Genomic DNA, 26,715 nt, shown 5'->3' on the forward strand with positions numbered 1-26,715 from the left:
ACCGCGTGCGCAACGAGGCGGGCATCGCCAGCATGGCCGTCGGCTCGATTTTTGAGGCCGACCACGCCAACAGCATCATTGCCGCCGGGCGCGCCGACCTGTGCGCCGTGGGCCGGCCGCACCTGGCCAACCCGGCCTGGACCCTGACGGAAATGGCGCGCATCGGCTACAGCGGCGCCGGGGCAGGCGCAGCGTGGCCGAAACAGTACCGGCCGGGCCAGCAGCAGCTGGAACGCAATCTGCAGCGCGAGCGGCAGCTGGCCGCCGCCAATACGGGCCTCACCCCGCAACAGGTGGCCGCGCGGCTGCTGGAAGGATGACATGAACAAGGAACAACTGGCCGGCGCATTGGCCGACAAGCACGCGCTGGTGACGGGCGCCGGCAGCGGCATAGGCCTGGCCTGTGCCCGCGCCTTGCTGGACGCGGGCGCCCGGGTCACCCTGGCCGGGCGCGATGGCGCGCGGCTGGCGCGCGCGCGCATGCAACTGGAGGAAGAGGGCCATGCGGGCAGGGTGGCCACCTGCATGCTCGACGTGAGCGTGGAAGCATCCGTGCAAGCGGGCTTCGCGCAGGCGGGGACGCATTTCGGCCGCATCGACATATTGATCAATAACGCGGGCCAGGCGCATGCTGCGCCCTTCGGCAAGACGGATGCCGCCATCTGGCAGCAGATGCTGGCCGTGAACCTGACGGGCGTGTTCCACTGCTGCCAGGCGGCCATGCCGGCCATGCTGGATTCGGGCTGGGGGCGCATCGTCAACGTGGCGTCGACGGCGGGCTTGAAAGGCTATCGTTACGTCAGCGCCTATGTCGCCGCCAAGCATGGGGTGATCGGCCTGACGCGCGCGCTGGCGCTGGAAGTGGCGCCACGCGGCGTCACCGTCAACGCCGTCTGCCCCGGCTACACGGAAACGCAGATGGTGGAGCAGGCCGTGCAGAACATCGTGCGCAAGACAGGGCGCGGAGAAGACGCCGCGCGCGCGGAGCTGGCCGCCGCCAATCCGCAACAGCGACTGGTGCAGGCGCGCGAAGTGGCCGATGCGGTGGCCTGGCTATGCCTGCCCGCGTCGGCCGCCATGAATGGACAATCGATCGCCGTCGCCGGCGGTGAAGTCATGTAGACAATGGATAAAATGGACAATGAACGCGACCTCCCGCAGGCCGAACCGGTGCTGGATCTGGCCAGCCGCCTGACGCAGGACCACCACCAGTCGCTCAAGCTGTGGCTGCGCATGCTCTCGTGCACGGTAAAAATCGAAAACGAGGTGCGTACGCGCTTGCGCGCCAGCTTCGGCATCACCTTGCCCCGCTTCGATTTGATGGCGCAGCTCGAACGCTTTCCCGATGGCTTGCGCATGGGCGAACTGTCCAAGCGCATGATGGTCACGGGCGGCAATATCACGGGCATCACCGACCAGCTGGAGCAGGAAAAACTGGTGGTGCGCGTGGTCGATCCGAAGGACCGCCGCTCCTACAGCGTCAAGCTGACGCCAGCCGGCCGGCGCGCCTTCGACGAGATGGCGCGCGTGCACGAAGGCTGGATCGCCGAACTGCTGCACGGCGTGGCGCCGGATGATAAAACCCAATTGATCGACCTGCTGTCGCACATGAAACAGCAGCTGAATAACACTTCCCTCAAGGACTGACCATGCGCCATTTATCGGGCCAGCCGCAAGACCTGCCAGGCAACCGCGCCAGCCTGGCTGGCTACGCTGCGCGGCATTTTCTGTTTTCCGTTGAAGGCGGCGTTGCCACCTTGACCTTGCACCGCCCCGAGCGCAAGAATCCGCTCACCTTCGATTCCTATGCGGAATTGCGCGAACTGTTTCGCGCACTCGCCTACGCCGACGATGTCAAGGCGGTCGTCATCACTGGCAGCGGCGACAATTTCTGTTCGGGCGGCGACGTGCACGACATCATCGGCCCCCTGACCCAGCTCGACATGCCCGGCTTGCTGGCCTTTACGCGCATGACCGGTGACGTGGTGAAAGCCATGCGCGCCTGCCCGCAACCGATCATCGCCGCCATCGACGGCATTTGCGCGGGCGCCGGCGCCATGCTGGCGCTGGCCTCCGATATCCGCATCGGCACGGCGCGCAGCAAGACGGCTTTTCTATTTACGCGCGTGGGCCTGGCCGGCTGCGACATGGGCGCCTGCGCCTTGCTGCCGCGCGTGATCGGCCAGGGGCGCGCCGCCGAACTGCTGTACACGGGCCGCTCCTTGGCCGGAGCCGAGGCTGAACGCTGGGGCTGGCTCAACCGCCTGGTCGAGCCGGAAGAACTGGCGGAGGCGGCGCAGCTGTTCGCCGCCGGCCTGGCCAGCGGCCCCACGTTTGCGCATGGCATGACGAAGAAAATGCTGCAGCAGGAGTGGAATATGGGCGTCGATGAAGCCATCGAGGCGGAAGCGCAGGCACAGGCCATTTGCATGGCCACCAACGATTTTCACCGCGCCTATCACGCCTTCGTGGCGAAAGAAAAACCGCAATTCGAGGGCGATTGAGATGAGCAGCACACGCGATACGACTTACCTGGACTGGCCGTTTTTCGAAGCGCGCCACGCCGAACTTGAACGTGACCTCGATGCCTGGGCGACGCAGCACCTGGACGACGTGCATGGCGCCGATGTCGATGCGGCTTGCCGCGCGCTGGTGGCCCAATTGGGACAGGGCGGCTGGCTCGCGCATGCTACCGGCATCGATGGAAAAATCGACACGCGCGCCATTTGCCTGATGCGCGAAACCCTGGCGCGCCATAACGGCTTGGCCGATTTTGCCTTTGCCATGCAGGGCCTGGGTTCGGGCGCCATCGGCCTGTTCGGCAGCGCGCAGAACAAGGCGCGCTATCTGCCGGACGTGGCCAGCGGCAAGCGCATCGCCGCCTTTGCCCTGTCCGAGCCGCAGGCCGGCTCCGACGTGGCGGCCATGGCGTGCGCGGCGCGCCGCGACGGCGAAGAGTATGTGCTCGACGGCGAAAAGACGTGGATCTCGAACGGTGGCATCGCCGACTTCTACGTGGTGTTCGCCCGCACGGGCGAGGCACCCGGCGCGCGCGGCATCAGCGCCTTCATCGTCGACGCCGACAATCCCGGCCTGGAAATCGCCGAGCGCATCGCCGTCATCGCGCCGCATCCGCTGGCGCGCCTGCGGTTCAACAACTGCCGCGTGCCTGTCGCGCAGCGCCTGGGCGAGGCGGGGCAGGGTTTCAAGGTGGCCATGGCGACACTCGACGTGTTCCGCACTTCGGTGGCCGCCGCCGCCCTGGGCTTTGCGCGGCGCGCCTTCGATGAAGCGCTGCGCCACGCGACAAAGCGCCAGATGTTCGGCCAGACCCTGGCAGACTTCCAGCTGACGCAGGCAAAATTAGCGCAGATGGCCACCGGCATCGACGCGGCAGCGCTGCTGACCTACCGCGCCGCCTGGCAGCGCGACCAGGGCCGCAAGGTGACGAAGGAGGCGGCGATGGCCAAGCTGACGGCGACAGAGACGGCGCAGCAGGTGATCGACGCGGCCGTGCAACTGTTCGGCGGCATGGGCGTGGTGAGCGACCATCCGGTCGAGCGCCTGTACCGGGAAATTCGCGCCTTGCGCATCTACGAGGGCGCCAGCGAGGTACAGCAGTTGATCATCGCGCGCGAACTGCTGCGCGAGGCGGTGGACGCATGAACCGCATGAATAATCAGGAGAACGTGATGCAAGTGCTGCAACCCGCAGGATGGGCCAGGCCGCGCGGCTATGCGAATGGCATCGCCGCCAGCGGGCGCACGGTGTATGTCAGCGGCATGATAGGCTGGGATGCCCAGGGACAGTTCTATACGGACGATTTTGCGGGACAGGTGCGCCAGGCCTTGCAGAATATCGTCGCCGTGCTGGCCGAAGCGGGCGCCATGCCCGAGCACATCGTGCGCATGAACTGGTATGTGCTGGACAAGAAGGAGTATGTGGCGGCATATCCACAAATTGGTGTTGCTTACAGGGAAATCATCGGCAAGCATTTCCCGGCCATGACGGCCGTGCAGGTGGCCGGATTGATCGAGGATAGAGCGAAGGTCGAGATCGAGGTGACGGCGGTGCTGCCTGACTGAATTTCCGATATGAAATATTGCACATTGGCATCCAAATAATAAATATAAAAACATTATCTCTCATGTTATATTTGGCAACCGGAAAATGCGCCGGTTTTAAATACTGACAGTCGAGGCAAGGGATGCGAAACAATTTTAGAGCAGCAAGTAGTCTGGTGCTGGCCGTGGCCGGCATGGGTTTTTGTCTGGGTGCGCAGGCCGGATCTGGCACGTCACTACTCTCTCCCGGCTATCAGACGCAGCTGGAAACCTGGCTCGGTGAAGGTCCCTTGGCATTGACGAATATCTACAGCAAGGCGACGGGCGACACCTCGCTGGACTTTCACAAGGCAGCCGATGGCAAAGGGCGGACCTTTTCCATCATGGAAGCGACCAACGCATCGGGGCAAACCTGGCTCGTCGGTGGTTACAACCCGCAAAGCTGGAGTTCCACCGATGGCATGCATGTGACCATGGATGACAGCGAGCGTACCGCCTTTCTGTTCAACCTGACTGCGGGTTTCGTGCTGCCGCAATTGAAGCAATATTTCAACGGTGACGGTGTTGGCAAGGACCAGACCTACAATCATGCCAATTATGGCCCCACTTTTGGCTACGGACATGATTTGTATGTACCGCAGGACCTCACGCATGGCGGCAGTTCTTTTCTCTATACCTATAATTATCTGGGCCAGCCATCGAGCGGGGTCAGTCTGCTCGACGGTTCAGTCTGGCATGGTAACGATGTAACCTTCGGCGCCATCCAGGTATTTGCCATCAGCGCCGTGCCGGAGCCGGGAACATATGGAATGCTCATGGCAGGATTGCTGCTGATAGTGGCGCGCAGGCGTGGCAGGGTTGCGGCACGCTCCGTCTGAAGTGGCGCGGCCCGTTTGCCAGGCTGTCAATGGTCAGCGCTTGCCTGTATAATGCCGCTGCGCGTGTCGCCATCGTACAATGGATAGTACAAGGTCCTCCTAAGACTTAAATGCAGGTTCGATTCCTGCTGGCGACACCACGTTTCCACGCAACGCGTGTCGGCAGCCTGTGTTCATCCAGGCGGTAGTTACTGGTCGATGGCGATTGAAGTCCGAGTTATCGGTACAATGCGTGCTTCATTCATCCAATCGGCGGCTGTTTTGCACACCACGCGGTGTGCGCGAGACGGCGCCCGAGCACTCTTACTCATTATGGCTGTCATTTCTCTTTCATCGGCGCAACTTGCGTTCGGTCACGTCGCGCTGCTCGATCACGCGGAATTTTCACTGGAAACCACGGAGCGGGTCGGCTTGATCGGCCGCAACGGTACGGGTAAATCCTCGCTGTTGAAGGTTATTTCGGGCAAGTTCAAGCTCGATGACGGCTTGTTGGTGATGCAACAAGGCATCAAGATTGCGTATGTGGAGCAGGAGCCGCAATTCGATCCGGACATGTCCGTGTTCGACGCCGTCGCTTCCGGCATGGGCGAATCGCAGGCGTGGTTGAAGGAATACGATGCGCTGACGGGCCAGTTTGGTCAGGGCAATGATGACGAACTGATGGAACGCATGCACGACATCCAGGTCAAACTCGATGCGGCCGATGCATGGAGCTTGCCAAACAAGGTGGAAACTGTGCTCGACCGTTTGAACCTGACGGGCGACATGCTGATGAAAACCCTGTCCGGCGGGATGCAAAAGCGCGTGGCGCTGGCGCGCGCGCTGGTGTCGGCGCCCGATGTGCTGCTGCTCGATGAGCCGACCAACCATCTGGATTTCAGCTCCATCCTGTGGCTGGAAGGCCTGTTGCGCGATTTCAAGGGCAGCGTGCTGTTCATTACCCATGACCGCTCCTTCCTCGACAACGTTGCCACGCGCATCATCGAACTCGACCGCGGCCGCTTGCTGTCGTACCCGGGCAACTTCACGGCTTACCAGACCCGCAAGGCGGAGCAGCTGGAAATCGAAGAAGTGGAAAACGCCAAGTTCGACAAGTTCCTGGCGCAGGAAGAAGTGTGGATACGCAAGGGCGTCAAGGCCCGCCGCGTGCGCGACGAAGGCCGCGTGCGCCGCCTGGAAGCGCTGCGCCTGACGCGCAATGCGCGCCGCGATCAGCAGGGACAAGTGAAACTGGACGTGTCGGCAGGCGAACGCTCGGGCAAGATCGTGGCTGACCTGGAAAACGTCTCCAAGATTTACGGCGACAAGGTCATCGTCAAGGATTTCAGTGCCACCATCTTGCGCGGCGACAAAGTTGGCCTGATCGGTGCCAACGGCGCCGGCAAGACCACTTTGCTGAAGATGATCCTGGGCCAGGAAGAGTCGGATACGGGCACTATCCGCCTGGGCACCAAGCTGCAAGTGGCGTATTTCGACCAGATGCGCACGCAGCTGAACGAAGAGGCGAACCTGATGGAAACCATCGCGCCGGGTAGCGACTGGGTCGAGATCAATGGCCAGCGCCGTCACGTGATGACTTACCTGAACGACTTCCTGTTCGCGCCGGAACGCGCGCGTTCGCCCGTCAAGTCGCTGTCCGGTGGCGAGCGCAACCGTTTGCTCCTGGCGCGTTTGTTCGCCAAGCCGGCCAACGTGCTGGTGCTCGATGAGCCGACCAATGACCTGGATATCGATACCCTGGAATTGCTGGAAGAGTTGCTGGAAGAATACACCGGCACCGTCTTCCTCGTCAGCCATGACCGCACCTTCCTCGACAACGTGGTCACGCAGGTGATCGTCGCCGAAGGCGAGGGCAAGTGGCGCGAATTCGTCGGCGGCTACACGGACTGGGAGCGCGTGCGTACCTTGCCGATCGCCACGGCGCCCGCCAGCAAGCCGGCCGTCAAGGTCGAGGCAGCCGCACCGGCCGCGAAGCAGAAAAAGCTCAGCTACAAGGAACAGCGCGAGTTGGAAGAGTTGCCCAAACTGATAGCCAAGCTGGAAGACGAGCAATCGGTGCTGGCAGCCCAATTGTCGCACCCTGACTTCTACAAGAAGACGCCGGCCGAAGGCAAGCGCCTGAATGCACGCGTGGCAGAGATCGAAGGCGAACTGCTGGAAGCGCTGGAAAAGTGGGAGCTGATCGAGGCACGCGCCAACGGTTGATTGTTTTTCCCATCTCCTGTTGTAATTAAGTTAGGATTACTTGCCACGGCAACCGTCCAGCTTGATATAATTATATAATTATATTTTTTACATCGGGAGATGCATGTTTGTTATCAAAAACACGCGATCCGGGCCAACGCGTCCGGCGCGTCAGTCCATCCCGGTTGCGCTGCGCCATGTTTGATCGTGCCGCCTTGCCCCGGGTAGTACCATTTCTGGCCTATCTCTCCTTCATTTTCATTGCCGACATGCTTGGCCGGCTGGGCGTTGCCGCGCAGGATATGCGCTGGTTGTATGCCGTCAAGATCGGCGTCGTGCTGGGCATGCTGTTGTACTGGCGCCGCCATTACACGGAATTGCGGTGGACGCCGCTGGGCGCGCGTGCGCTGGCCGTTGCGCTGGCGACCGGAATTGTTGTTTTTCTGTTGTGGATCAACCTCGATGCAGCTTGGATGACGATCGGCAGTGCCGATGGCTTCGATCCCCGCAATGAGGGGCGCATCGAATGGAGCCTGGTGGTCTTGCGCATCGCTGGCGCCGCTCTCGTGGTGCCCGTGATGGAAGAACTGTTCTGGCGCTCTTTCCTGCTGCGCTGGATCGACGCCCCTGATTTCCTGAAATACGAGCCACGCTTGGCTAGTGCCAAGGCTTTTGTTGTCAGCGTGGTACTGTTTGGTTTCGAACACAATTTGTGGCTGGCCGGTATTGTTGCCGGCGCCGCGTATAGCTTGCTGTACATGCGCAGCCAGTCGCTGTGGTCGCCCATCCTCGCCCATGGCGTGACAAATGGCGTGCTGGGCCTCTGGATTGTTTCCGGTGGACACTGGACTTACTGGTAATATTGCCAATCAACTGTTTGCTCTCTCAAAGACAATGCCCATGTTGAATTCACCGTATCATCGCCAAGCCCGTACCGGCCAACCAGGAATGCAGCGCAACCGCTTGGACTGGGCCTTGGCGCGCATATTGCCCACGTCGCTCTTGCTTGCTGGCGGTGCCGCCTGCTGCTTGCCGGCCAGCGCCGCCATCAGCGATACGATCTCGCCTTTCATCTCTACCTCGTACTCCTATGACGACAATCTGTTCCGGATCGACGACAAGGCGCCTGGTTTTGACGGGCAGCGCTCCGATACCTCGCGCCAGGTACAGGCGGGATTCCTGATCAATCGTCCCATCGGCCGGCAATTGCTGACGGGCCAGGTAAAGTGGTCGCGCGTTTACTTTGATCATTTTGACCAGCTCGACTACACGGGCAAGGACTATCTGGCCGACCTCGAGTGGCATATTGCCAATCACCTCGAAGGCCACGTGGGCGCCAGTTATTCGCAGACCCTGACGCCGTTCAGCGATTTGCAAAGCTCGGACCGTAACTTGCGCACGATACGCCGCGAATATGTGAATGGGGGGTGGCGCTTTCATCCCAGCTGGCGCGTGCGGGGCGGGTTCTCGCGCGACAAATATACCTATGATTCGATTGTGCAAAAAATTTCTGACAGGCAAGAAGACGCCACCGAACTGGGCCTCGACTATCTGCCGGCCAGCAATAGTCGGATCGGCATACAACTGCGCCATCTGAAAGGTACTTATCCGAACCGGGCGAACCTGGCCGCGTTTGGCATTGAGCAAGGATACGAGCAGGACGAGGTCAAGGCGAACATCTATTGGCGTTTCAGCGGCGTGACGCAAGTGCAGCTGCTTGGCGGCTGGGTGAAACGCAAGAACGATCTCTTTTCAGGGCGCGACTCCAGCGGCGCCAATGGCCGGGTCACCGTGTACTGGGCGCCGCTCGGCAAGGTGCGTTTTACGGGCAGCGTGTGGCATGAATTTGCTGCCGTGGAAAATTCTCTGATCACCAGCAGCTTGAACAATGGCGCCAGCCTGGCCGCCGCCTGGGATATCTCGGCCAAGGTGCGCATGGATGCCCAGGTCCGGCGTGAAAAACGCGATTTTTCCGCCGCCAGTGGCCTTGTGCTGCCAAACGACGTGAACGATACGACGCGCACGTCGTCGATCGGCCTGACCTATGCGCCGCGGCCGAATATCCAGTTGGGCATCAATGCCTTCCAGGATACGCGCAAGGGCGCCCCTATTATCAATACTGGCAGCTACCGTGCCAAAGGCGCATCGCTTAGCGCCAGCATCCAGTTCTGAAGAGTATTATGACGGTCAATGATATACCCCTGATTTCGTTTTTCCAGCGAATCCTCGATCCCTTGATCATCATGGGCACGCTGTATTTGCTGTCTGCCCTGTCTGGTTCGCCATTTACCGGTTACTCGCTGGTATTGATGATCCTTGCGTTCTTTATTTCGTCATCCGTATTCCAGTATGTCGATCCCTATCGTACCTGGCGCAGCGGCCGCATGCTGGCGTATGCCCGCGATGTCTTCGTCAGCTGGGGCATCACGGCCCTGATCCTGGTCTTCCTGGGCTCGGCGACAGGGCTGGCGTTTCAATACGACCACGATTTGGTGCTGGCCTGGTTCCTGTTGACGCCGTTTGTGTTGCTGCTCAGTCATCTGGCCGCGCGGCGCATGGTGGCCGATCCCGGGCGCGGCAGTGAAGTGCGCTCCGTCGTCATCATAGGCGCGAACGATGCCAGCCTGAAATTTGCCGCCACCGTCGAGCGTCACCCGAACCTGTTCATGAGCGTGCACGGCTTTTTTGACGACCGCACCGATGACCGCTGGCCGGAGACGATGCGCGAGCCCATGCTGGGCAAGATGGCCGATATCGCTGCCTACGTGCGCGAACACAATATCAAGATGATATTCATCAGCCAGCCCATTTCGGCCCAGCCGCGCATCCGCAAGATGCTCGATGAATTGCAGGATACGACGGCATCCGTGTATTTCTTGCCGGATATCTATATCTTCGATTTGATGCAGGCGCGCTTCGACAATGTGGGCGGCATGCCGGTGATCGCCATCCGTGAGTCGCCATTTACCGGTTTTAACAGCATGGTCAAGCGCGGCAGCGACATCGTGCTGGGCGTGTTGATCCAGATCATGCTGTTGCCAGTGATGTTGATCATCGCCATCGCTGTGAAGATGACCTCGAAAGGTCCCGTGATCTTCCGCCAGCGCCGCTACGGCCTGTATGGCGAGGAAATCATCGTCTATAAATTCCGCTCGATGACGGTCAGCGAGGATGGCGACAAGGTGGTGCAGGCAACCAAGGATGATCAGCGCGTAACGCGCATCGGTGCCTTCCTGCGCCGGAGCTCGCTCGATGAGTTGCCGCAATTTATCAATGTGTTGCAGGGGCGCATGAGCATCGTCGGTCCCCGTCCCCATGCGGTGGCGCACAACGAGCAGTACCGCAAGCTGATCAAAGGCTACATGCTACGCCACAAGGTCAAGCCCGGCATTACTGGCTGGGCCCAGGTGAATGGCTTGCGCGGCGAGACGGAAACCCTGGACAAGATGGAAGCACGCATCCATTTCGACCTCGACTACCTGCGCAACTGGTCGCTGTGGCTGGACTTGTGGATCATTTTGCGCACCGTCAAGGTGGTGCTGAAGCGCGACAACGCGCATTGAGCGCAGTGGCGAAGCAACATTGTAGGGAATTTGTTTTGCGTCAGATTAATACGCGTTAAAATGAAGCAAGCATTCGAAGTAGGGCCGATGGCCCGTACCGGGCAAACCAGGCGGTAATGCAAAGAGCCATATGAGACAGGCGCGACAACATCATGTAACGGCGGGTGGCGACGCGTGTCTTGCACCCGGAGCCAGCCAGGCTGCGGGCCAGTCTGGCTTGTCCATCCTTGCCTTCCCCGCGCTCCTGTGCTTACCCATGCCGTGCTTCAGACTACGGCCCCATCCTCGCCGATCCTGCGCGGGTACGCGTTACGATAGCGTGCCCGCATGAAAACTTCATTCGCATCAAGCACAAAAAGTGCTATTTTATTAAGATGCGCATAGGTGATTCATGATGTTGGCTGTCAGTTTTCTTGGAAACAGTTGTTTTTAAACCTTCTTAATGGATTTTTAAGCAAATACTTTCCGGCTAGTCTTGTACATTGTGTATCATATTTATAATATTGACAATTGTATGGTCAAGCAGCATAATTTCGCAGGAAATTTGTGTTTTTTGCTAATGTTTTGTACGTAAATATTGTTTCAATGTTTATCGTTGGCAGCAACCGATTTCCTTACCTGAACTCAAGGAGTAATTTTGAACCATTCGCACATCGCCCGTCTGATCGCGCCCATCTCCGTATTCTCGCCACGTTTGCTGTGTGCGGGCCTGGTCTTGCTGACGGCCGTCAGCTTGTCTGCTTGTGGCGGCAAGGAAAAAAAGCCAGGCCAGGCCCTGGCCAGTGTGAACGGTGAGGAAATTACCGTGTTGCAGTTAAATGAAGAATTGCAGCGCGCCAATGTTCAAGCTGCCCAGCAGGAAGCGGCCAGCAAGCAGTTGCTGGAATCGCTGATCGACCGTCAGTTGCTGCTGAATGAAGCCGTCAAGGAAAAAGTGGACCGCGATCCGAAAGTGGTGCAGGCCGTCGAGCGCGCGAAGGCGCTGATCATTGCGCAGGCGTACATGCAAAAACGCATCGGCACCATCACGCGGCCGACGAAAGCGGAGGTGGAAGACTACTACAACAAGAATCCGCCATTCTTCAGCCAGCGCAAGCAGTTCGACATGCGCGAGCTGGTGATCGCCGGCGCCGACATGAATGACCAGCTGAAGGCTGCGATGGACGCCGCCAAGTCGCTGGATGATGTGGCCGCCTGGCTCGACAACAACAAGGTCAAGTATGCGCGTACGCAATTGTCGCGTACCAGCGCCGACCTGGCGCCGGAATTGAGCGCGAAATTGCTGGCTATGCCCAAGGGGCAGTTGTTCATCATTCGCGAAGGCGACCGCACCTTGCTGATTTCGCTGGCGGACATTCGTGACAATCCGGCCAGCCTGGCCCAGGCGGCGCCGCAGATCGAGCAGTTCCTGTTCAATAAGAAAACCAAGGATAGTGCTGATGCTGAGCTGAAGCGGCTGCGTGCCACCGCCAAGATCGACTACCTGAACAAGGACGCCGGCGGCAAAGCTGCCGCCAGCGCGCCGGCAGCGGCAGCAGCAGCGGCGAGCGTAGCGGCGCCGGTCAATACGCCGGCACCTGCCGCGGCTGCGCCGGCAGCGTCCGGCTCTTCGGAAGCCAATGATCGTGGTGTTGCAGGCTTGAAGTAAGCCGCAGCTTTTACTGAGTACTCTTTTGAAAATGAACCAATCATGAAACGACTGTCAATGTGGTGCATGGCTCTCCTGCTGACACTGAGCGCCGGCTTTGCCGGTGCTGCCGATGTGCTGCTGGGCGCTGGCGACGTGCTGAAAATTTCCGTGTATGGCAGTCCAGACCTGGCGCTGGAAACGCGCGTCAGCGAAGCGGGAGAGATCACCTTCCCGCTGGTGGGCAACGTGGCACTGGGTGGCTTGTCTGTCTCCGCGGCAGAAAAGAAACTGGGCGGCTTGCTGGAGGGCGGCGGCTTTCTGCGCAAGGCGCAGGTCAACATCATCGTGACCTCGCTGCAGAGCCAGCAGGTGTCGGTGCTGGGTCAGGTGAACCGGCCCGGGCGCTACCCGCTGGAAGGCAAGCGTAGCGTGATGGATATCCTGGCCATGGCAGGCGGCATCGCCGGCGACGGTAGCGAGACTGTCAGCCTTATCCGCAAACGCAACGGCCAGTCCACCAAGGAAGAGATCGACATCGTTGCTATGGTGCGCGATGCAAACCTGAATCGCGATTTCGATTTGGCTGGCAACGACGTGATTTATGTCGAGCGCGCGCCGCGCTTCTATATTTATGGCGAAGTGCAGCGTCCTGGCGCCTTCCGCCTCGAGCGCTCGATGACGGTATTGCAGGCTCTGTCCGTGGGCGGCGGCCTGACGGCGCGCGGCACGGAGCGCGCCATGCGCATCAAGCGCCGCGACGCCGATGGCAAGATCCAGGTAATTACCGCGAAGCATGATGATTTGCTGCAAGTGGATGACGTTGTATATGTTCAGGAAAGCTTGTTTTAAGCAGCGCCTGTTTGCCAGCGTTGCCGTCAGCTTGTAAGGCTATTTAATAAAATGAGAGTTTAAAGATGAATTTTTCACAATTTCTGCTTGTCCTGAGAGCGCGCCAGCGGATCGTCTTTATTACGCTCTTGCTGACGGTGGCCACCACGTTGATCGTCAGCCTGATCTTGCCGAAGACGTATAAAGCCACCAGTTCGCTGGTGTTGAACTACAAGGGTGTCGATCCGCTGACCGGGCTGACCATGCCGGGTCAGCTGTTGCCTGGCTATATGGCGACGCAGATCGACATCATCAGCAGCAAGAATGTGGCGCTGCGCGTGGTCGACCAACTGCACCTGGCCGACAGCCCGGCCGTCATGGCGCAGTTTCGCGAAGCGGCCGACGGCCGCGGCACGATCCGCGACTGGCTGGCCGACCTGTTGCTGAAGAAGCTGGAAATCGTGCCATCGCGCGAGAGCAGCGTCGTCGACATCAGCTTCAAGGGCGCGGACCCGCAATTCGTGGCGGCCGTCGCGAATGCCTTTGCCGATGAGTACCAAAAGATCAATGTACAATTGAAAGTCGAGCCCATGAAGAAGGCTGCGGCCTACTTCAGCGAGCAGACCAAGTTGCTGCGCGATAACGTCGAGACGGCGCAGAGCCGCCTGTCGAAGTACCAGCAGGACAATGGCATCGTCAGCCTCGACAACCGACTGGACGTGGAGTCCAACCGCCTCAACGACCTGTCGGCGCAATTGGTGGCGGCGCAGGGGCAGTTGATGGAAGCGTCATCGCGCCAACGCATGGCGCAGAGCATCAACGGCGCGGAGTCGCCGGACGTGGCGTCCAATCCCCTGATTCAAAACCTGAAAATCGGCCTGGGCGCGGCGGAATCGAAATTTGCCGAAGTCTCGCAGCGCCTGAGCCCGAATCACCCGCAATATCAGAGTGCAAAAGCGGAAGTGGACAAGCTGCGCGCTGACCTGCGCGACCAGCTGCAAGTGGCGTCGCGCAGCGTGGGTGGCAATGCGCAGATATTTGCCCAGCGCGAAGCGTCGATCAAGTCGGCCCTGGCGGCCCAGAAAGCCAAAGTGCTGGAACTGAACCGGACCCGCGACGAGATGAATGTGCTTAACAAGGACGTGGAAAGCGCGCAGCGCGCCTTCGATGTCGCCTCGCAACGCTTCTCGCAGACAAAGATCGAAGGGCAGTCGGACCAGTCTGATATTGCCGTGCTGAATCCGGCCGTGCCGCCGATCGAGCCGGCTGGCCCGAAAGTGTTGCTCAACACGGTCCTGTCCGTCTTCCTGGGCATGCTGCTGGGTCTTGGCCTGGCCATGCTGGCGGAAATGCTGGATCGCCGCGTGCGCTCCGAAAGCGATTTGTCCGATTCGGTGCAGATTCCCGTCCTCGGCTCGATCGCCTGGAATGCGACGAAACGTCCGCGGTCACGTTCGCGCCTGTTGCGTGCCATTCTTCCCCGCCGCCTGCGGTTGAACTAATCTTTATTATGGATCTGACGATGAATCATCCCGCACTCCCCATCCCGCCGGCCGGCTTGCCGAAGCGTGGCGATTCGAGCATCGGTGGCCTGCTGCTTGAGTCAGGCAAGATCACGGCAGAAAATGCCGAGCGCGTGCTGCGCATGCAAAAGGAGCTCGGTATCCGCTTTGGCGAGGCGGCCCTGCGCCTGGGGCTGATTACCGAAGCCGATATTCAGCAGGTGCTGGCGCAACAGTTCGAGTACCCGTACCTGCAGCCGGGCGAGTCCGGTTTTTCGCCGCGCCTGGTGGCCGCCTTCGATCCGTTCAGCCCGCAAGTGGAAACGCTGCGCGCCGTGCGTAGCCAACTGATGCTGCGCTGGTTCGCGCGCGGTCGCAAGTCCCTGGCCGTCGTTGCGGTCGATTCCGGCGATGGCGCCAGCCTGTTCGCGGCCAATCTGGCCGTGGTGTTTTCGCAGCTTGGCGAACAGACCTTGCTGGTCGACGCCAATTTGCGCCAGCCGCACCAGCAGGATATTTTCGACTTGAAAAGCCGCCAGGGCCTGTCCGATGTGCTGGCAGGCCGTGCCGACCTGTCCGCGACCACCAAGATCGACTCGTTTGTCGACCTGTCCGTGTTGTCGTCCGGCACCTTGCCGCCAAATCCGCAAGAGTTGCTCAGCCGCAGCTCGTTTGGCAACCTGAATGCGCAGCTCGAATCGCGCTACGACGTGGTGCTGTACGACACCGCGGCGTTTGCCACGGCGGCCGATGCCCTGGCCATCGCCGGTCGGGTGGGCGGCGTCTTGCTGGTGGTGCGCAAGAACAAGACCCATCTGGACGATATCATGACCATGTGTGACCAGGTCACCCACGCGGGTGCCGAAGTAGTGGGTTCCGTGCTGGTCGACTTTTGATGGTCAGCTCCATGAATTCGGCGACGCTGCAAAAAATCTCCGCTTTGCATAAAGTGGAGGAATGGTGGCCGATCGCGCTGGGCATGGCGATCCTGTTCCTGCCGACATTCTATGACCTGATGCATGGTATCTGGGCAACGGAAGAGCAGGCGCACGGCCCGATCATCCTGGCGTTGTCGTTGTGGCTGCTGTATCGCCAGTGGCCGCGCATGACGCAGGACCCTGTCCGCGTGAAGAGCGCCTCGGGCTGGGTCTTCGTCGCCATCGGCCTGCTGCTGTACGTCCTGGGCCGCTCACAGCAGGTGCTGGCGTTCGAGATTTCCTCCTTCATCGTCCTGCTGGCGGCCATCGTGCTGCTCAATTTTGGCTGGCGCGGCTTTGCCAAGGTGTGGTTTCCGTTTTTCTTCATGCTGTTCATGGTGCCATTGCCAGGCCAGGTAGTGAGCTTGCTGACGATGCCGATGAAGATGGCCGTGTCCTACGTGACCGAGCACATCCTGTTCTGGGTCGGTTATCCGATCGCGCGCACCGGCGTCATCCTGCAAGTGGGGCAATATCAGCTGCTGGTGGCCGATGCCTGCGCCGGGCTGCAGACCTTGCTAACGCTTGAGGCGCTGGGCCTGTTTTATCTGAACGTCGTGCGCCATACGGCTGTGCTGCGCAATGTCGTGCTGGCACTGCTGATCATCCCGATTTCGTTTACGGCCAACGTCATCCGCGTGATCGTGCTGACGCTCATCACCTATCACTTTGGCGATGCTGCCGGACAAGGGTTCCTGCACGGCTTCGCCGGCATGGTGCTGTTCCTGACGGCCCTGTCGCTGATCCTGGCGACCGATAGCCTGTTGCAGTGGATCGTCCGCCGCCGCGCACGCCGCGCCACCCCATCGAGCGAGGATACACCATGAAAAAGCCACTGCTGACGAGTTTGATACTGGGTGTCCTGATGGCCAGTTCGGCAATCCTGACCAAGGCCGTCACGCCCACTGTCAAGATTGCCGACCTGCAAGCAAAGTTCAATCTTGAGACGATGATTCCCGAGCGCTTCGGCGACTGGCAAGTCGACCGTTCCATCGCGCCGCTGCAGATCGATCCCGAGGTGCAGGCCAAACTGGACAAGATCTACAACCAGACCTTGTCGCGCACGTATATCGACAGCCAGGGACGGCGCGTGATGCTGTCGATGGCCTATGGCGGCGACCAGGGCGATAACATGGGCGTGCACAAGCCCGAGATCTGCTACGGTGCGCAGGGTTTTGAAATCACGAAGGAAAGCAACGAGCGCCTGCAGACCGCGTATGGCAGCTTGCCGATCAAGCGCCTGATGGCTGTCAATGGCAGCCGCAACGAGCCGATCACGTACTGGATCACGATCGGCGACAAGGCCACCAAGCCCGGCATGGAGCAGCGCCTGCAGCAATTGCGCTATGGCTTGAGCGGTACCGTGCCTGACGGCATGCTGGTGCGCGTGTCCAGCATCGATACGGACCGCAGCGCTGCCTATCAAATGCAGGATTTATTCGTCAAGGAAATGTTGAGTAGCTTATCACCGGCATCCCGCACCAAACTGGTTGGCGTGTTCAGCGGCTAGTGGCTGCGTAAAAGAGAGTAATGATGAAGATGCCATTTTTCGCTGGCCGCTCCCGCGTAGGCGCCGCGCCTGCGCCTATGACCCGGCGCAAGGCAAACAATACGCGCCTGTCGCTGCTGTTGCTGTTCCCCTTGCTGTTCTTGGCCTTGCTGGTGGGCGCCGTTGCCGGCCTCGACTCGCCGGTACTGCTGGTGATCGTCAGCGGCGCCATCTTTGCCATGCTGGCGTTTTTCCTGGTCAATGCCAATATCCTGCTGCACCTGCTGTTTGTGGTTACCTTTGTAATACAGGGTTCCGCGCTGTATTTCTTCGGCTTGCGCTCGGCCACCTGGATCGCCGTGGGGATGGCGGGCCTGTTCGGCATGCGGACCTTCATGGACCTGGTCGTCAAGAGCCGCCAGCAGCGACGGGGCGGGGCGCCGGAGGGGCGGCCGGTAACGCTGATCATGCTGCCGTTCTTTGCCTACCTGCTGTGCTACATGGTGTCGATCATCCTGAACCGTCCATCGGCCGGCCAGCTGATGTCGGCCTTGAAGTCGAACTTGCCGGTGTTTGGCGTGCTGCTGTCCTTCTACTGGTTTGCCTGGCGCCCGGCGACGCTGGAGCGGCTGTGGCAGTCGTTGATCTGGATCGGCGTGCTGCAGTTGCCCGTCGTGCTGTATCAGCATTTTTTCGTCTCCACCAAGCGCGACAACGGTTTCGACTCGGTCGTGGGAACATTCGGCGGGACGCCCCTCGGTGGCGGACTCAGCTCGATGCTGGTGCTGTTCGTCGTTGCTGTCAGCGTGTACGCGCTGGCGCGCTGGAACAGGGGACTGATGTCGCGCCCGCTGGCGTTGCTGGTATTTGCGATCGGCCTGGCCGTGATTCTGCTGGGAGAGGTAAAGGCGGCGTTCATCTGGCTGCCGCTGGGCGTGTTCATTGTCTTGCGCCAGCGGATCATGAAAAACCTGTTTTCCGTGATTGCCTACGGCATCCTGGCCGTCGCCATGCTCGGCAGTATTTATTTTGTGTATAACGCGCTGTACTGGGGCCAGACCCTGAACCACAGCAAGGGGCTGGAAGGCAAGCTCGATGCGGGCGGCGGCTACTTTTTCGATACCCACAACGTCAATTATCTGACGGGGGAAATCAGCCGCGGCGCTTCGCTGGCGCTGTGGGCCAAGGATGCCACGGCAAGCATACCCAAGCGCCTGCTGGGCTATGGGCCGGGGGCTAGCAAGTCCAGCAGTTCCATCGGCGGCAGCGGCGTCATTGCCCGCCGATTCGCGCCGCTGAACGTGGATGCCACCGCCCTGGCGGTGTTGCTATGGGATGTGGGCGTGCTGGGGGCGGCTGCGTATAGCCTGATGGCCGTGGGCGGCGTCATCCTGGGCTGGCGCTACATGCGGCGTGGGCAGGGAAGCGCGGCGCAAATGGCGATCGTTGAGGCCAGCGTGGCGGTGCTGCTGATTTATGTCTCGCTGCTGATCTACAACCGCACCATGCTGGACGAGCCGACCGTGCAACTGCTGTACCTGTTCTGTATGGGCAGCGTGGTCCAGGTTTGCCGCTACGGCCAGGTGGCGGCGACGGCCGGGCCAGTGGAAGCGGAGGTGCCTGTGCGCCCGCGCTGGCGTGCGGCTACCCCGGCCGGGGCAATGCGCTGGAGCACGCATGGGAAATAATCCATACGTTGCCTCCCGTATGGTTTCGCAAGCAAAATGGTTCGCCTTGGCAAAGGTTGGGGTGGCCATTGCCTCGCTGCTGACCCAGTTCGTGCTGGTGCGTAGCCTGGGCGTGGACGATTACGCGGCATATACGATTTTTGTCGCCGGCACGGCCGTGCTGGTGTTCGTCACCATGTTCGGCATGGACCGCGTGGTGTACCGCTTCATGCCGCCCCTGCGCGAAGCCGTCAAATGGCGTGAATTGCTGCTGCTGATGCTGGGTCTGATATCGGCGCGGCTGGCGCTCATGCTGTTATTGCTGCTGGGCCTGTATTTCTTTTCATCGCTGCTATTGCCGAAGCAGATCATCGAACAGTCATCCTCGATTCCCCTGCAATATATTGCCTATGGGCTCAGCTCGGCCTGTAACGATAGCTTGTTGATCTTTTGTAACAGCCTGGGTTTGCAGAAGCGCCAGGCCATGCTGTTCATGCTGGCCGGTTGCGTGCGCCTGGCCGGCTTGTCCAGCCTGGTATTCATCCACGATCTCGGCGTGGTCGATGTGGCCAATGTCTTTGCCGTCACCGAATGCGTGCTGTCGCTGGCCTTGCTGCTGGTACTGGCTCGCGAATTTGCGCATTTGCGGCACAACGCGCCGCCGCCCCTGCCGCTCAGTTTTGGTTTTTCGTTCCGCGCCCTATGGCGCGACAGCCTGGGAACGCAGGCGGCATACATGCTGGGGCTGCCGTTCCGTGGCGCGCTGCTCAAGCTGATCGTCGGTGCGGTGGCCACGCCCCTGGTCACGGCGTCGTTCGGCTTCTTCCAGACCTTGTCGGACCGCGCCTACCAGTTCATGCCCATCTTCCTGGCCAAGGGCATAGTCGAGCCGTCGCTGGCCAGCGATTACAGCAAGTACCACGATATCGAGCGCATCCGCTCCGCCGTGTCGCTGCTGCTGCGTTTCAATTACGTGATCATCGGACTTGGCATTGCCAGCCTGATCGGTTGCGGCGAACCCTTGATCAACTGGGTGACCCACGGCCGCTATGGCAGCGAGATGCTGCTGGCAGTATTGATCGTGCTGCAGTTGGCAGGGATGAGCCTGGGCGAATCGCTGTTTCTCAGTTTGAACCCGATTGGCCGCATCTCCCACCATAACCGTCTGTGGCTGTGGTTTTCCTTTCCCTTCCTGGGCTTGCTCGGCTTGTGCGCCTATCTGCGCAGTCCACTGCTGCTGGTGCTGGTGAGTACGATGCCGTACTACATCATCTATGGCTGGCTGCGTTGGGTGAACAAGGAGCCTAGCCTGCAACAGGGACTGGGTATCGGTTTGCCAGTCTTGTTGCGCCTTGTAGTAGCCATCGCTGGTGCGGCACTGGTCGCCCGCCTGGTGTTGTTCATCCCTGGTGGTAATTTTGTCATCGTCGCCGCGCTGCTGGTCTGCGTGACGGCCTACCTGCTGGCCCTGCGTTTTGTCGGGTTGTTCAAGCGCACGGAACTCCCCGCTCTGGCGCGCATCTCGCCCCGTTTTGCACGCCTGTTGGAACCAATTTCATCATAATAACATTATCCTAAGTTCATGTAATTTCTTCGATAATATTGCCAACTTCTTCAAAAGTGGCGGCTAATGTCGTTGCGCAACAAAACGTAAGAGTTTTTGTTTTTTGCTTTTGATGATCATTCCCTTTCCTGTATAGTTGCTTCAACGCAGGGAGATTTGTGCTGCATCGTCCGCGCAGGGCATGCTGGACAACCTTTTCCCGCTTTCCCGCTTTCCATCTTTGACTGATTTGCACGGCAATAATTCAGGTATGGTGCGGCGCGCCGCCTGGTGCGCTTTTGGTTTTCCTTATTTGGAGCTACTTTCATGAAGTTTCCCACAACGACGCTCGTTCGCTTGCTCATCCTCGCCAGCTTGTGTGTCAGCGGTGGCAGCCGCGCAGATTGGGTGATTGCGCCTGACATCGAGGCGGTCAAGCCCTTCCCTAGCGATAATCAGCGACAGGCACAGAATCCTCCTGCCTTCTCGTGGTCCCAGCATAAAACGCAGCCACCGGCATATGTGCTGGAAGTGAGTCTGAATGGTGCGGTCGCCTATACATACACGACGGCGCGCAACTGGTTCTTGCCGACCGCGGCGTATGCTCCCGGCAACTACTCCTGGCGCGTGCGGCCATCCACCACGACGGAATGGTCGAACCCGCGTTACTTCACGATCGATAGTGCCTCCGCCGTGTTTGTCGTCCCCGATACCAGCGTCGTGAGCGCCAACGTCAAGAAGCATGCGCGTCCGCGCATGCTGCCGCCGGGTTTCCTCACCTCGTCCCAATGGACGAGGGCCATGCGCGCCGAGCGCGCCGCGCCGTTGGCCAGCATGGTGAGCGAGGTGACATACAAGATGGCTTACACGCCGGCGGTGAAAGATAGCGACTGGCCGCTGGTGAATACCGGCGTGGCGACGGCGGCCCTGAGTGCCCAGAACGCCGACATCCGCACGCGCATCAATACCATCGGACGCCAGCTCGAATCGGCGGCCTTGTTGTATCGATTGACGGGAGAGGCGCGCTACCTGAACGAAGCATTCGTGCGCGGCGATCAGTTTGCCCAGCTCAGCCCGACCGGTCCCACCAGCTATGCCAATCAGGACCAGGGAACGCGCGTGATTGCCCTGTCGATGATCAAGGCGATCGATTTTCTGTCCGCCGAAATCGATGCCCGGCGCCGTGCTGCCTGGCTGAATGTGATCGCCCTGCGCACCACGGATATTTATAAGGACTTAAGCGGGAATAACAATCGGCTTGACCAGTATCCCTACGATTCGCACGGCGGGACCAACCTCGGTTTCCTGGCGCTGATATCGACCCTGGCCATCGGGGAGATACCGCAGGCGGATGCCTGGTTCTATTTTGCCTTCCGTTCCTATGTCAATACGGTGTATGCATGGAGCGGCCCTGAAGGCGGTTTTGCCAATGGCACGGCGTACGGACAATATACGGCGGATTATGCATTGCAAATCTGGCAGCCATTGTCCGAGGCGACGGGCGTGAATATCTTTGCCAAGCCTTGGTCGAATGGCTTCCTGAACTTTTTTGCCCATTTCGTGCCGCCTGGCGCCGGTTCCCATGTATTTGGCGATGAAAGCGAGCTGAAACCGGATTTCCGCTACATGAAGGCGTATGCCTCGCGCTTCTCGACGCCCGCCGCCGCCTGGTATGCGCGCAACATCGTGGGTGATGAAGATTTCCTCACTTTGCTGCAGGCTCCTTATCCATTGCCTTACACCAAGGCCACCGCCCTCGTTGCGCCACCTAACGCCGCCCTGTATCAGAGCATCGGCTGGGTTGCCATGCATAGTGATCTGACTGATCGCGCCCGGACGTCGGTGTATTTCAAGTCCAGCCCGTTTGGCTCGTACAATCATAGCCACGGCGATCAGAACAGCCTGATCCTGAGCAGTGGCGGGCGTCCCTTGTTGATCGAGGCCGGCTATATGGACTGGTATGGTTCGCCGCTGTTCAATTCCTGGTACCGTCAAACCCGCTCGCATAATGCGATTACGTATGATGCCGGCATTGGCCAGTTGGTTGATGGCAACACGGTCAATCTGGGCCGGAATGGCAAGATTCTCAGTTTCGCCACGACGCCGGCCCTCGACTATACGGCCGGTGACGCGATCAATGCCTATGGCAGCGTGCTGAGCAAAGCGGTGCGCAAGGTATGGTATTTCCGGCCGAAGAATGTGGTGGTGGTGCAAGATCTGCTGGCCGCGCCGGCGCGGCACAAGTTCGAATGGAATCTGCACGCGGCCGCGCCTATCGTGCCACAGGCCGATGGCTCCGTTTCCATCCTCAACGTGGATCGCAAGCTGTGCGCCCGCTCGATTTCAAACGAGCCAGCCAGCTATGAAACGCGCAGCGGTCCGCCGCCGCAAGCGGGCAAGTTCGAAGCGCATGGTGCCTTCGTCAAGCCGGCCGCGACGAGCGGCGAGTTCCTCGTATTGCTCGACGTTGGATGCAAGAATCTGCCTTACACGCTTAGTGCGCCGAGCGCTACCGGACGGACGCTGACGATTGACGGACAGTCAATTGTGATTCCAAATAACTAATTTCTATTAACAGAAAACGGAGCCGCGGTTATCATATGCGTGCTCCTCGCGAGCGATGGCTGATTTTCAGCCATCGCTTTTTCTTTTGCGCGCCCGCTTTTACGGGCCAGTCACGGTGTCTTACTTTGAAACCACACAGCGTATTTCGTTTATTGCAATTGGTGCCAGAACCTTTGCCGACCTTCCGTGCCGACGTTGTTACCCTGTTTGGAAAGTATCTGCCCCGTCACGGCGTGGTGTGCGATATCGTCGGCAAGGCCGGCAAGGGTGAACTCGTTGATGGTGCCTATGCGAGCCAGTGGCGGCCAGCCGTTCAGTCCAGCCGCGTGCGTCAGGAGTGGGCCTTCTTCAAGCTTTGCATGCGTCGGCTTTTTGCTGCCAAGAAAGAGCAGTGCGACTTGATACAGGTGCGCGACATGGTGTCGACCGGCTTGTTCGCCATGCTGCTCGCGCGCTGGAAAGGCATTCCTTTTGCCTATTGGGTCTCTTTCCTGATGAGCGAGGGTCGCATCGCGCGCGCGCGCGCGGAAATCGCGGCGGGAGGCGGCCGCCGCTACCATGTGGTATTGCTCAAAGGATTGATCGAGCGCTTCCTGTTGTATAAAGTCGTGCTCAAGGGCGCAGACCATGTCTTTGTGCAGAGCGAAGCGATGAAGGCGTTGATGGTGGAGCGCGGGATCCCGGCGGACAGGCTGACGGCCGTGCCGATGGGCGTCGACATGGAAATTCTGCACGGGGAAGCGTTGGCGCCGCGCCGCCTGCCCGGCTGGGAAGACGTCCCTGTGCTCGCTTATCTGGGTACGCTCGATAGCTCGCGCGAACTGACGATGCTGCTCGAAGCGCTGTTGCTTTTGCGCCGCCGCCAGCCCTCGGCACGCTTGCTGTTCATCGGCGATTCGCCGACGGTATCCGATGTGCCTGCCTTGATGGCCTATGCGGCGCGTCTGGGTATTGCCGATGCGATTCATGTGACGGGCTGGCTGCCATCGCTGCAGGCGCTGGCCCTGCTATGCGGCGCCGATGTGGCGCTTTCCTATGTGCCGCGCGGTGCGCTGTTCGATTACAGCTCGCCGACCAAGCTGCTCGAGTACCTGGCGCTGGGCATGCCTTGCGTGGGCAATGACAGCCCCGACCAGGAAAACGTGTTGCGCGCCAGCGGTGCGGGTCGCTTGACTGCCAGCAATCCCGAGGCGATCGCCGAACAGATCGGCGCCATTCTTGCCGATCTGCCTGCCGCCCGTTTGCTTGCCGCCACCGGGCCGGCCTTTATTGAGGAACGACGCAGCTACCGCGTGCTGGCCAGCCGGCTAGCCGCCGTTTATCGGGAAGGCTTTGCTCAAAAGCCATAATTTTGTAACAATTCTGTGCGTTGCAGCAAAACGGTGGACGATGTCGCTATGCTATGTGATAATGTTTTTTTGAAAATGTTTTCTAATGATTCAAATAATCCTTTCTCAAGCTGGCGGCTACCAGGACGTCGTCGCCTACCTGCAACAGCAGGGAGCCCAGGTCAGTAACATGGGGCCGGAGCGTGGCCGTGGCTCGTCGTTTCGCGGAAAACTGTCGATCCTGGCAGCCATGGTGTCGCCCAAGCTGTGGGGCGTGCGCAAGCTGTGGGGCAGCGACGATACCGTGCTGCTGATTGGCTGGCAGGCGCTCCCTATCCTGGCGATGATACGTTGCGGCCTGGTGACCCGCCCGCGCAAGCTGCTGGTGATGGCGTGTTTCGTCCATTCGGTGCGGGCGCGCCGCTGTCTCAACCTGCTCTGGCGCGCCCTGCGCTTCCCCGGGATTGGCTTCATCGCCTTCTCGAAAGGGGAGGGCGAGAATCTGATCCAGTCCGTCGGCATGGCGCCGCAGGACGTGCATTTCCACCTGTGGCGGCAGGAACTCTATGGTTTTGGCGGCGCCGCAGCGGCGGTCGAGGGCGACTATGTGTTCGCCGGCGGTTATTCCAACCGCGACTATGATTTGCTGTTGCAGGCTATGGCGGGCGTCAGCGCCCCGCTGGTGGTGGTGGCGGCGGAGCGCAATCACGTCGTGGTGCCGGCGCAATCGCGCGTCAGCCTGCACCTGGATTTGCCGGAGGCGCAGTTCGAGAGTCTGCTTGCCGCCAGCCGTGTAGTTGCCATGCCCTTGAAAAGCCAGGGCGAGGCATGCGGGCAAAGCGTGCTGTTGCGGGTATTACGCAACCGCAAACCGCTGGTGGCGACCCGCCATGAGGCGATCGAGGCCTATCTGGGCAGCGATTATCCGGGCTTCGTGCCGCATGATGATGCCGAAGCCATGCGCGCGGCCCTCGAGCGTGCCGTCGAAGATGCTACATTTCGGAAAGCATTGAGCGATTCGATCGCGCAGGCGGAGTCGCGCCTGGCCAAGGTCGGCAGTCCAGGCGAAGAAATCCATCGTTTCCTGCTGCTCTGATGCCTTCCATCCCACTCCTATCGGAAGTCCCGTTGCGGGAGCCACTGTGAATATGTCTTCAATCAAGAACGAACTGCGTTTCGGCATGCGAGCCATGCTACGTGATAATTTTTTGTTGCGGCGTGCCATGCACCGCCTCGCTGCACATGAACGCATGAGTGCCGACGAACTGGCGCACTATTCCCAGTTGCACTTGCATGCGAGCATGCAGCACGCCATACGTACGCTGCCCCATTACGCGGCCATGCCGCGCGGTTTTACGCCAGTCCAGGCGGCACAGGTGTTGCGCGAGCATTTTCCCGTGATCGATAAGGCGGCCCTGCTGGCGCACCGTGCTGTGCTGTATCCGCATCAGGGCCGCAAACGGCCGTGGCAGGCGGCAGGGCAGACCAGTGGTACGACAGGCACGCCGTTGACGATTTTTCGCAGCATGCAGTCGGTATTGATGGAAAACGCCTTCATCCAGCGCCACTGGAGCTGGTCCGGCTACACGCCCCAGGTGACGCGCGCCACCCTGCGTGGCGACATGGTGGCAGGGATCAACCAGACCAGACCGCCATTCTGGTTCTGGAACCGCTATAACCGACAGTTGCTGCTGTCGTCGCGGCACCTGACCGAGGCGCATGCCGATGCGATCATCGACCGCCTGGAGCAGGCGGCGCCGGCCATGTTGCAAGCCTATCCATCGACTGCCTACACGCTGGCCGGTTTCTTGCAGCGGCGGGGGCGCCGGCTATCCATTCCGTATGTGTTTACGGCATCGGAGCCGCTGTATCCGCATCAGCGCGCATTGATCGTCGAGCGCCTGGGCGCCACCATCATGGATATGTATGGCATGGCGGAGCGCGTGGCGTTCGCCACCGAATGCGAACACGGAAACATGCACTTGAACAGTGATTATTCTCATGTTGAAATCCTGGACGAGAATGGCGAGCCGACCGACGGGGAAGGCTTCGTGGTGGGAACGACCTATCATAATCTGGCCATGCCGCTGCTGCGTTACCGGCTCAGTGACCGGACCCGCTGGAAGCCCGGCCGCTGCGATTGCGGCCGGCCCTTTCCCATGATCGAGCCCGTGACCGGCAAATTTGAGGACAGCATCACCGGCAGCGGCGGTGCGGTGATCAGTCCATCGGTGCTGACGTTCGCCTTCAAGGGTGTCGATAACATCCTCAAGTCGCAAGTGGCGCAAGTGGGTACTGCGCGCTGGGAAGTGCGTCTGCTGCCTGGCCCCGCCTTTTCCGATAGCGACAAGCGCAAGTTGCTCGACAATATCCACACCATGGTCGATTCCGGCGTCAGCGTGGAGGTGGTGCTGAAGGCGGACTTGCCCAATACGGCGGCGGGGAAATTCCGTTGGGTGGTCAATGAGACGAGTGCCCGCGCAACTAGCTAGTGCCG

The 26,715-nt window shown here is 60.2% G+C and carries 23 protein-coding genes, 1 tRNA gene and 1 pseudogene; 24 read left to right on the forward strand and 1 reads right to left on the reverse strand.

Going from position 1 to position 26,715, the window contains the following annotated elements; genetic code table 11:
* The 20 genes and pseudogenes from K0F85_RS28915 to K0F85_RS19140 form a co-directional block, all read left to right on the forward strand.
* Window positions 1-320, forward strand: a pseudogene (locus K0F85_RS28915) (bifunctional salicylyl-CoA 5-hydroxylase/oxidoreductase); the annotation flags it as partial.
* 1 nt (window position 321) lies between these two features.
* Window positions 322-1,122, forward strand: a complete 801-nt coding sequence (locus K0F85_RS19050; protein ID WP_219117523.1) for an SDR family NAD(P)-dependent oxidoreductase — start codon at window positions 322-324, stop codon at window positions 1,120-1,122.
* Window positions 1,123-1,134: 12 nt separating this feature from the next.
* Window positions 1,135-1,647, forward strand: coding sequence for a MarR family winged helix-turn-helix transcriptional regulator (locus K0F85_RS19055; RefSeq protein ID WP_219117524.1), 513 nt, complete (start codon window positions 1,135-1,137; stop codon window positions 1,645-1,647).
* Between the two features lie 2 nt (window positions 1,648-1,649).
* Complete coding sequence (locus tag K0F85_RS19060; RefSeq protein WP_219117525.1) at window positions 1,650-2,504, forward strand: enoyl-CoA hydratase family protein; 855 nt, start codon at window positions 1,650-1,652, stop codon at window positions 2,502-2,504.
* 1 nt (window position 2,505) lies between these two features.
* Complete coding sequence (locus K0F85_RS19065) at window positions 2,506-3,666, forward strand: acyl-CoA dehydrogenase family protein (protein WP_219117526.1); 1,161 nt, start codon at window positions 2,506-2,508, stop codon at window positions 3,664-3,666.
* 26 nt (window positions 3,667-3,692) lie between these two features.
* Complete coding sequence (locus K0F85_RS19070; protein WP_219117600.1) at window positions 3,693-4,085, forward strand: RidA family protein; 393 nt, start codon at window positions 3,693-3,695, stop codon at window positions 4,083-4,085.
* A gap of 122 nt (window positions 4,086-4,207) precedes the next feature.
* On the forward strand, window positions 4,208-4,942 hold the full coding sequence (locus tag K0F85_RS19075) for a PEP_CTERM-anchored TLD domain-containing protein (RefSeq protein ID WP_219117527.1): 735 nt from the start codon (window positions 4,208-4,210) through the stop codon (window positions 4,940-4,942).
* A 65-nt stretch (window positions 4,943-5,007) separates the two neighbouring features.
* Window positions 5,008-5,082, forward strand: a tRNA-Arg gene (locus tag K0F85_RS19080).
* 172 nt (window positions 5,083-5,254) lie between these two features.
* Window positions 5,255-7,147, forward strand: a complete 1,893-nt coding sequence (locus K0F85_RS19085; RefSeq protein WP_219117528.1) for an ATP-binding cassette domain-containing protein — start codon at window positions 5,255-5,257, stop codon at window positions 7,145-7,147.
* Window positions 7,148-7,323: 176 nt separating this feature from the next.
* On the forward strand, window positions 7,324-7,986 hold the full coding sequence (locus K0F85_RS19090; protein WP_219117529.1) for a CAAX prenyl protease-related protein: 663 nt from the start codon (window positions 7,324-7,326) through the stop codon (window positions 7,984-7,986).
* A gap of 115 nt (window positions 7,987-8,101) precedes the next feature.
* On the forward strand, window positions 8,102-9,298 hold the full coding sequence (gene epsL / locus K0F85_RS19095; RefSeq protein WP_257572885.1) for an XrtB/PEP-CTERM-associated polysaccharide biosynthesis outer membrane protein EpsL: 1,197 nt from the start codon (window positions 8,102-8,104) through the stop codon (window positions 9,296-9,298).
* An 8-nt stretch (window positions 9,299-9,306) separates the two neighbouring features.
* Window positions 9,307-10,689 carry an undecaprenyl-phosphate glucose phosphotransferase gene (locus K0F85_RS19100; protein WP_219117530.1) on the forward strand — a complete coding sequence of 461 codons (1,383 nt, stop codon included), beginning with the start codon at window positions 9,307-9,309 and terminating at the stop codon, window positions 10,687-10,689.
* A gap of 637 nt (window positions 10,690-11,326) precedes the next feature.
* Window positions 11,327-12,337 (forward strand): EpsD family peptidyl-prolyl cis-trans isomerase, encoded by a 1,011-nt coding sequence (locus K0F85_RS19105; RefSeq protein WP_257572886.1) that lies wholly within the window; start codon window positions 11,327-11,329, stop codon window positions 12,335-12,337.
* 42 nt (window positions 12,338-12,379) lie between these two features.
* A complete protein-coding gene (gene epsE / locus K0F85_RS19110) occupies window positions 12,380-13,168 on the forward strand; it encodes a polysaccharide export protein EpsE (RefSeq protein WP_219117531.1) in 789 nt (262 codons plus the stop codon).
* Window positions 13,169-13,233: 65 nt separating this feature from the next.
* A complete protein-coding gene (epsF, locus tag K0F85_RS19115; protein ID WP_219117532.1) occupies window positions 13,234-14,649 on the forward strand; it encodes a chain length determinant protein EpsF in 1,416 nt (471 codons plus the stop codon).
* A 20-nt stretch (window positions 14,650-14,669) separates the two neighbouring features.
* Window positions 14,670-15,545, forward strand: coding sequence for a chain length determinant protein tyrosine kinase EpsG (gene epsG / locus K0F85_RS19120; protein ID WP_219117533.1), 876 nt, complete (start codon window positions 14,670-14,672; stop codon window positions 15,543-15,545).
* Window positions 15,546-15,556: 11 nt separating this feature from the next.
* Complete coding sequence (xrtB, locus tag K0F85_RS19125; RefSeq protein ID WP_219117534.1) at window positions 15,557-16,453, forward strand: exosortase B; 897 nt, start codon at window positions 15,557-15,559, stop codon at window positions 16,451-16,453.
* Window positions 16,450-17,136: an exosortase-associated protein EpsI, B-type gene (gene epsI, locus K0F85_RS19130; RefSeq protein WP_219117535.1), complete on the forward strand. Its 687-nt coding sequence runs from the start codon at window positions 16,450-16,452 to the stop codon at window positions 17,134-17,136. Before xrtB ends, epsI begins: the two co-directional genes overlap by 4 nt.
* A 20-nt stretch (window positions 17,137-17,156) precedes the next feature.
* Window positions 17,157-18,803 (forward strand): hypothetical protein, encoded by a 1,647-nt coding sequence (locus tag K0F85_RS19135; RefSeq protein ID WP_219117536.1) that lies wholly within the window; start codon window positions 17,157-17,159, stop codon window positions 18,801-18,803.
* Window positions 18,793-20,346 (forward strand): hypothetical protein, encoded by a 1,554-nt coding sequence (locus tag K0F85_RS19140; protein WP_219117537.1) that lies wholly within the window; start codon window positions 18,793-18,795, stop codon window positions 20,344-20,346. The genes K0F85_RS19135 and K0F85_RS19140 overlap by 11 nt, the downstream gene beginning before the upstream one ends.
* Before the next feature lie 16 nt (window positions 20,347-20,362).
* On the opposite strand, the gene K0F85_RS19145 is transcribed toward K0F85_RS19140, so the two are convergent.
* On the reverse strand, window positions 20,363-20,581 hold the full coding sequence (locus tag K0F85_RS19145) for a hypothetical protein (protein ID WP_219117538.1): 219 nt from the start codon (window positions 20,579-20,581) through the stop codon (window positions 20,363-20,365).
* A 71-nt stretch (window positions 20,582-20,652) separates the two neighbouring features.
* On the opposite strand from K0F85_RS19145, the gene K0F85_RS19150 reads away from it, so the two are divergent.
* The 4 genes from K0F85_RS19150 (at window position 20,653) to K0F85_RS19165 (ending at window position 26,710) form a co-directional block, all read left to right on the forward strand.
* A complete protein-coding gene (locus K0F85_RS19150; protein ID WP_219117539.1) occupies window positions 20,653-22,890 on the forward strand; it encodes a heparinase II/III family protein in 2,238 nt (745 codons plus the stop codon).
* 161 nt (window positions 22,891-23,051) lie between these two features.
* On the forward strand, window positions 23,052-24,239 hold the full coding sequence (locus K0F85_RS19155; RefSeq protein ID WP_219117540.1) for a glycosyltransferase: 1,188 nt from the start codon (window positions 23,052-23,054) through the stop codon (window positions 24,237-24,239).
* Between the two features lie 85 nt (window positions 24,240-24,324).
* Window positions 24,325-25,314 carry a glycosyltransferase gene (locus tag K0F85_RS19160; protein WP_219117541.1) on the forward strand — a complete coding sequence of 330 codons (990 nt, stop codon included), beginning with the start codon at window positions 24,325-24,327 and terminating at the stop codon, window positions 25,312-25,314.
* 46 nt (window positions 25,315-25,360) lie between these two features.
* Entirely contained in the window at window positions 25,361-26,710 is a 1,350-nt protein-coding gene (locus K0F85_RS19165) for a phenylacetate--CoA ligase family protein (RefSeq protein ID WP_219117542.1), read from the forward strand.
* The last annotated feature ends 5 nt before the right edge of the window (window positions 26,711-26,715 follow it).

The sequence above is a fragment of the Janthinobacterium sp. UMAB-56 genome (assembly GCF_900095265.1).
GTDB lineage: Bacteria > Pseudomonadota > Gammaproteobacteria > Burkholderiales > Burkholderiaceae_D > Janthinobacterium.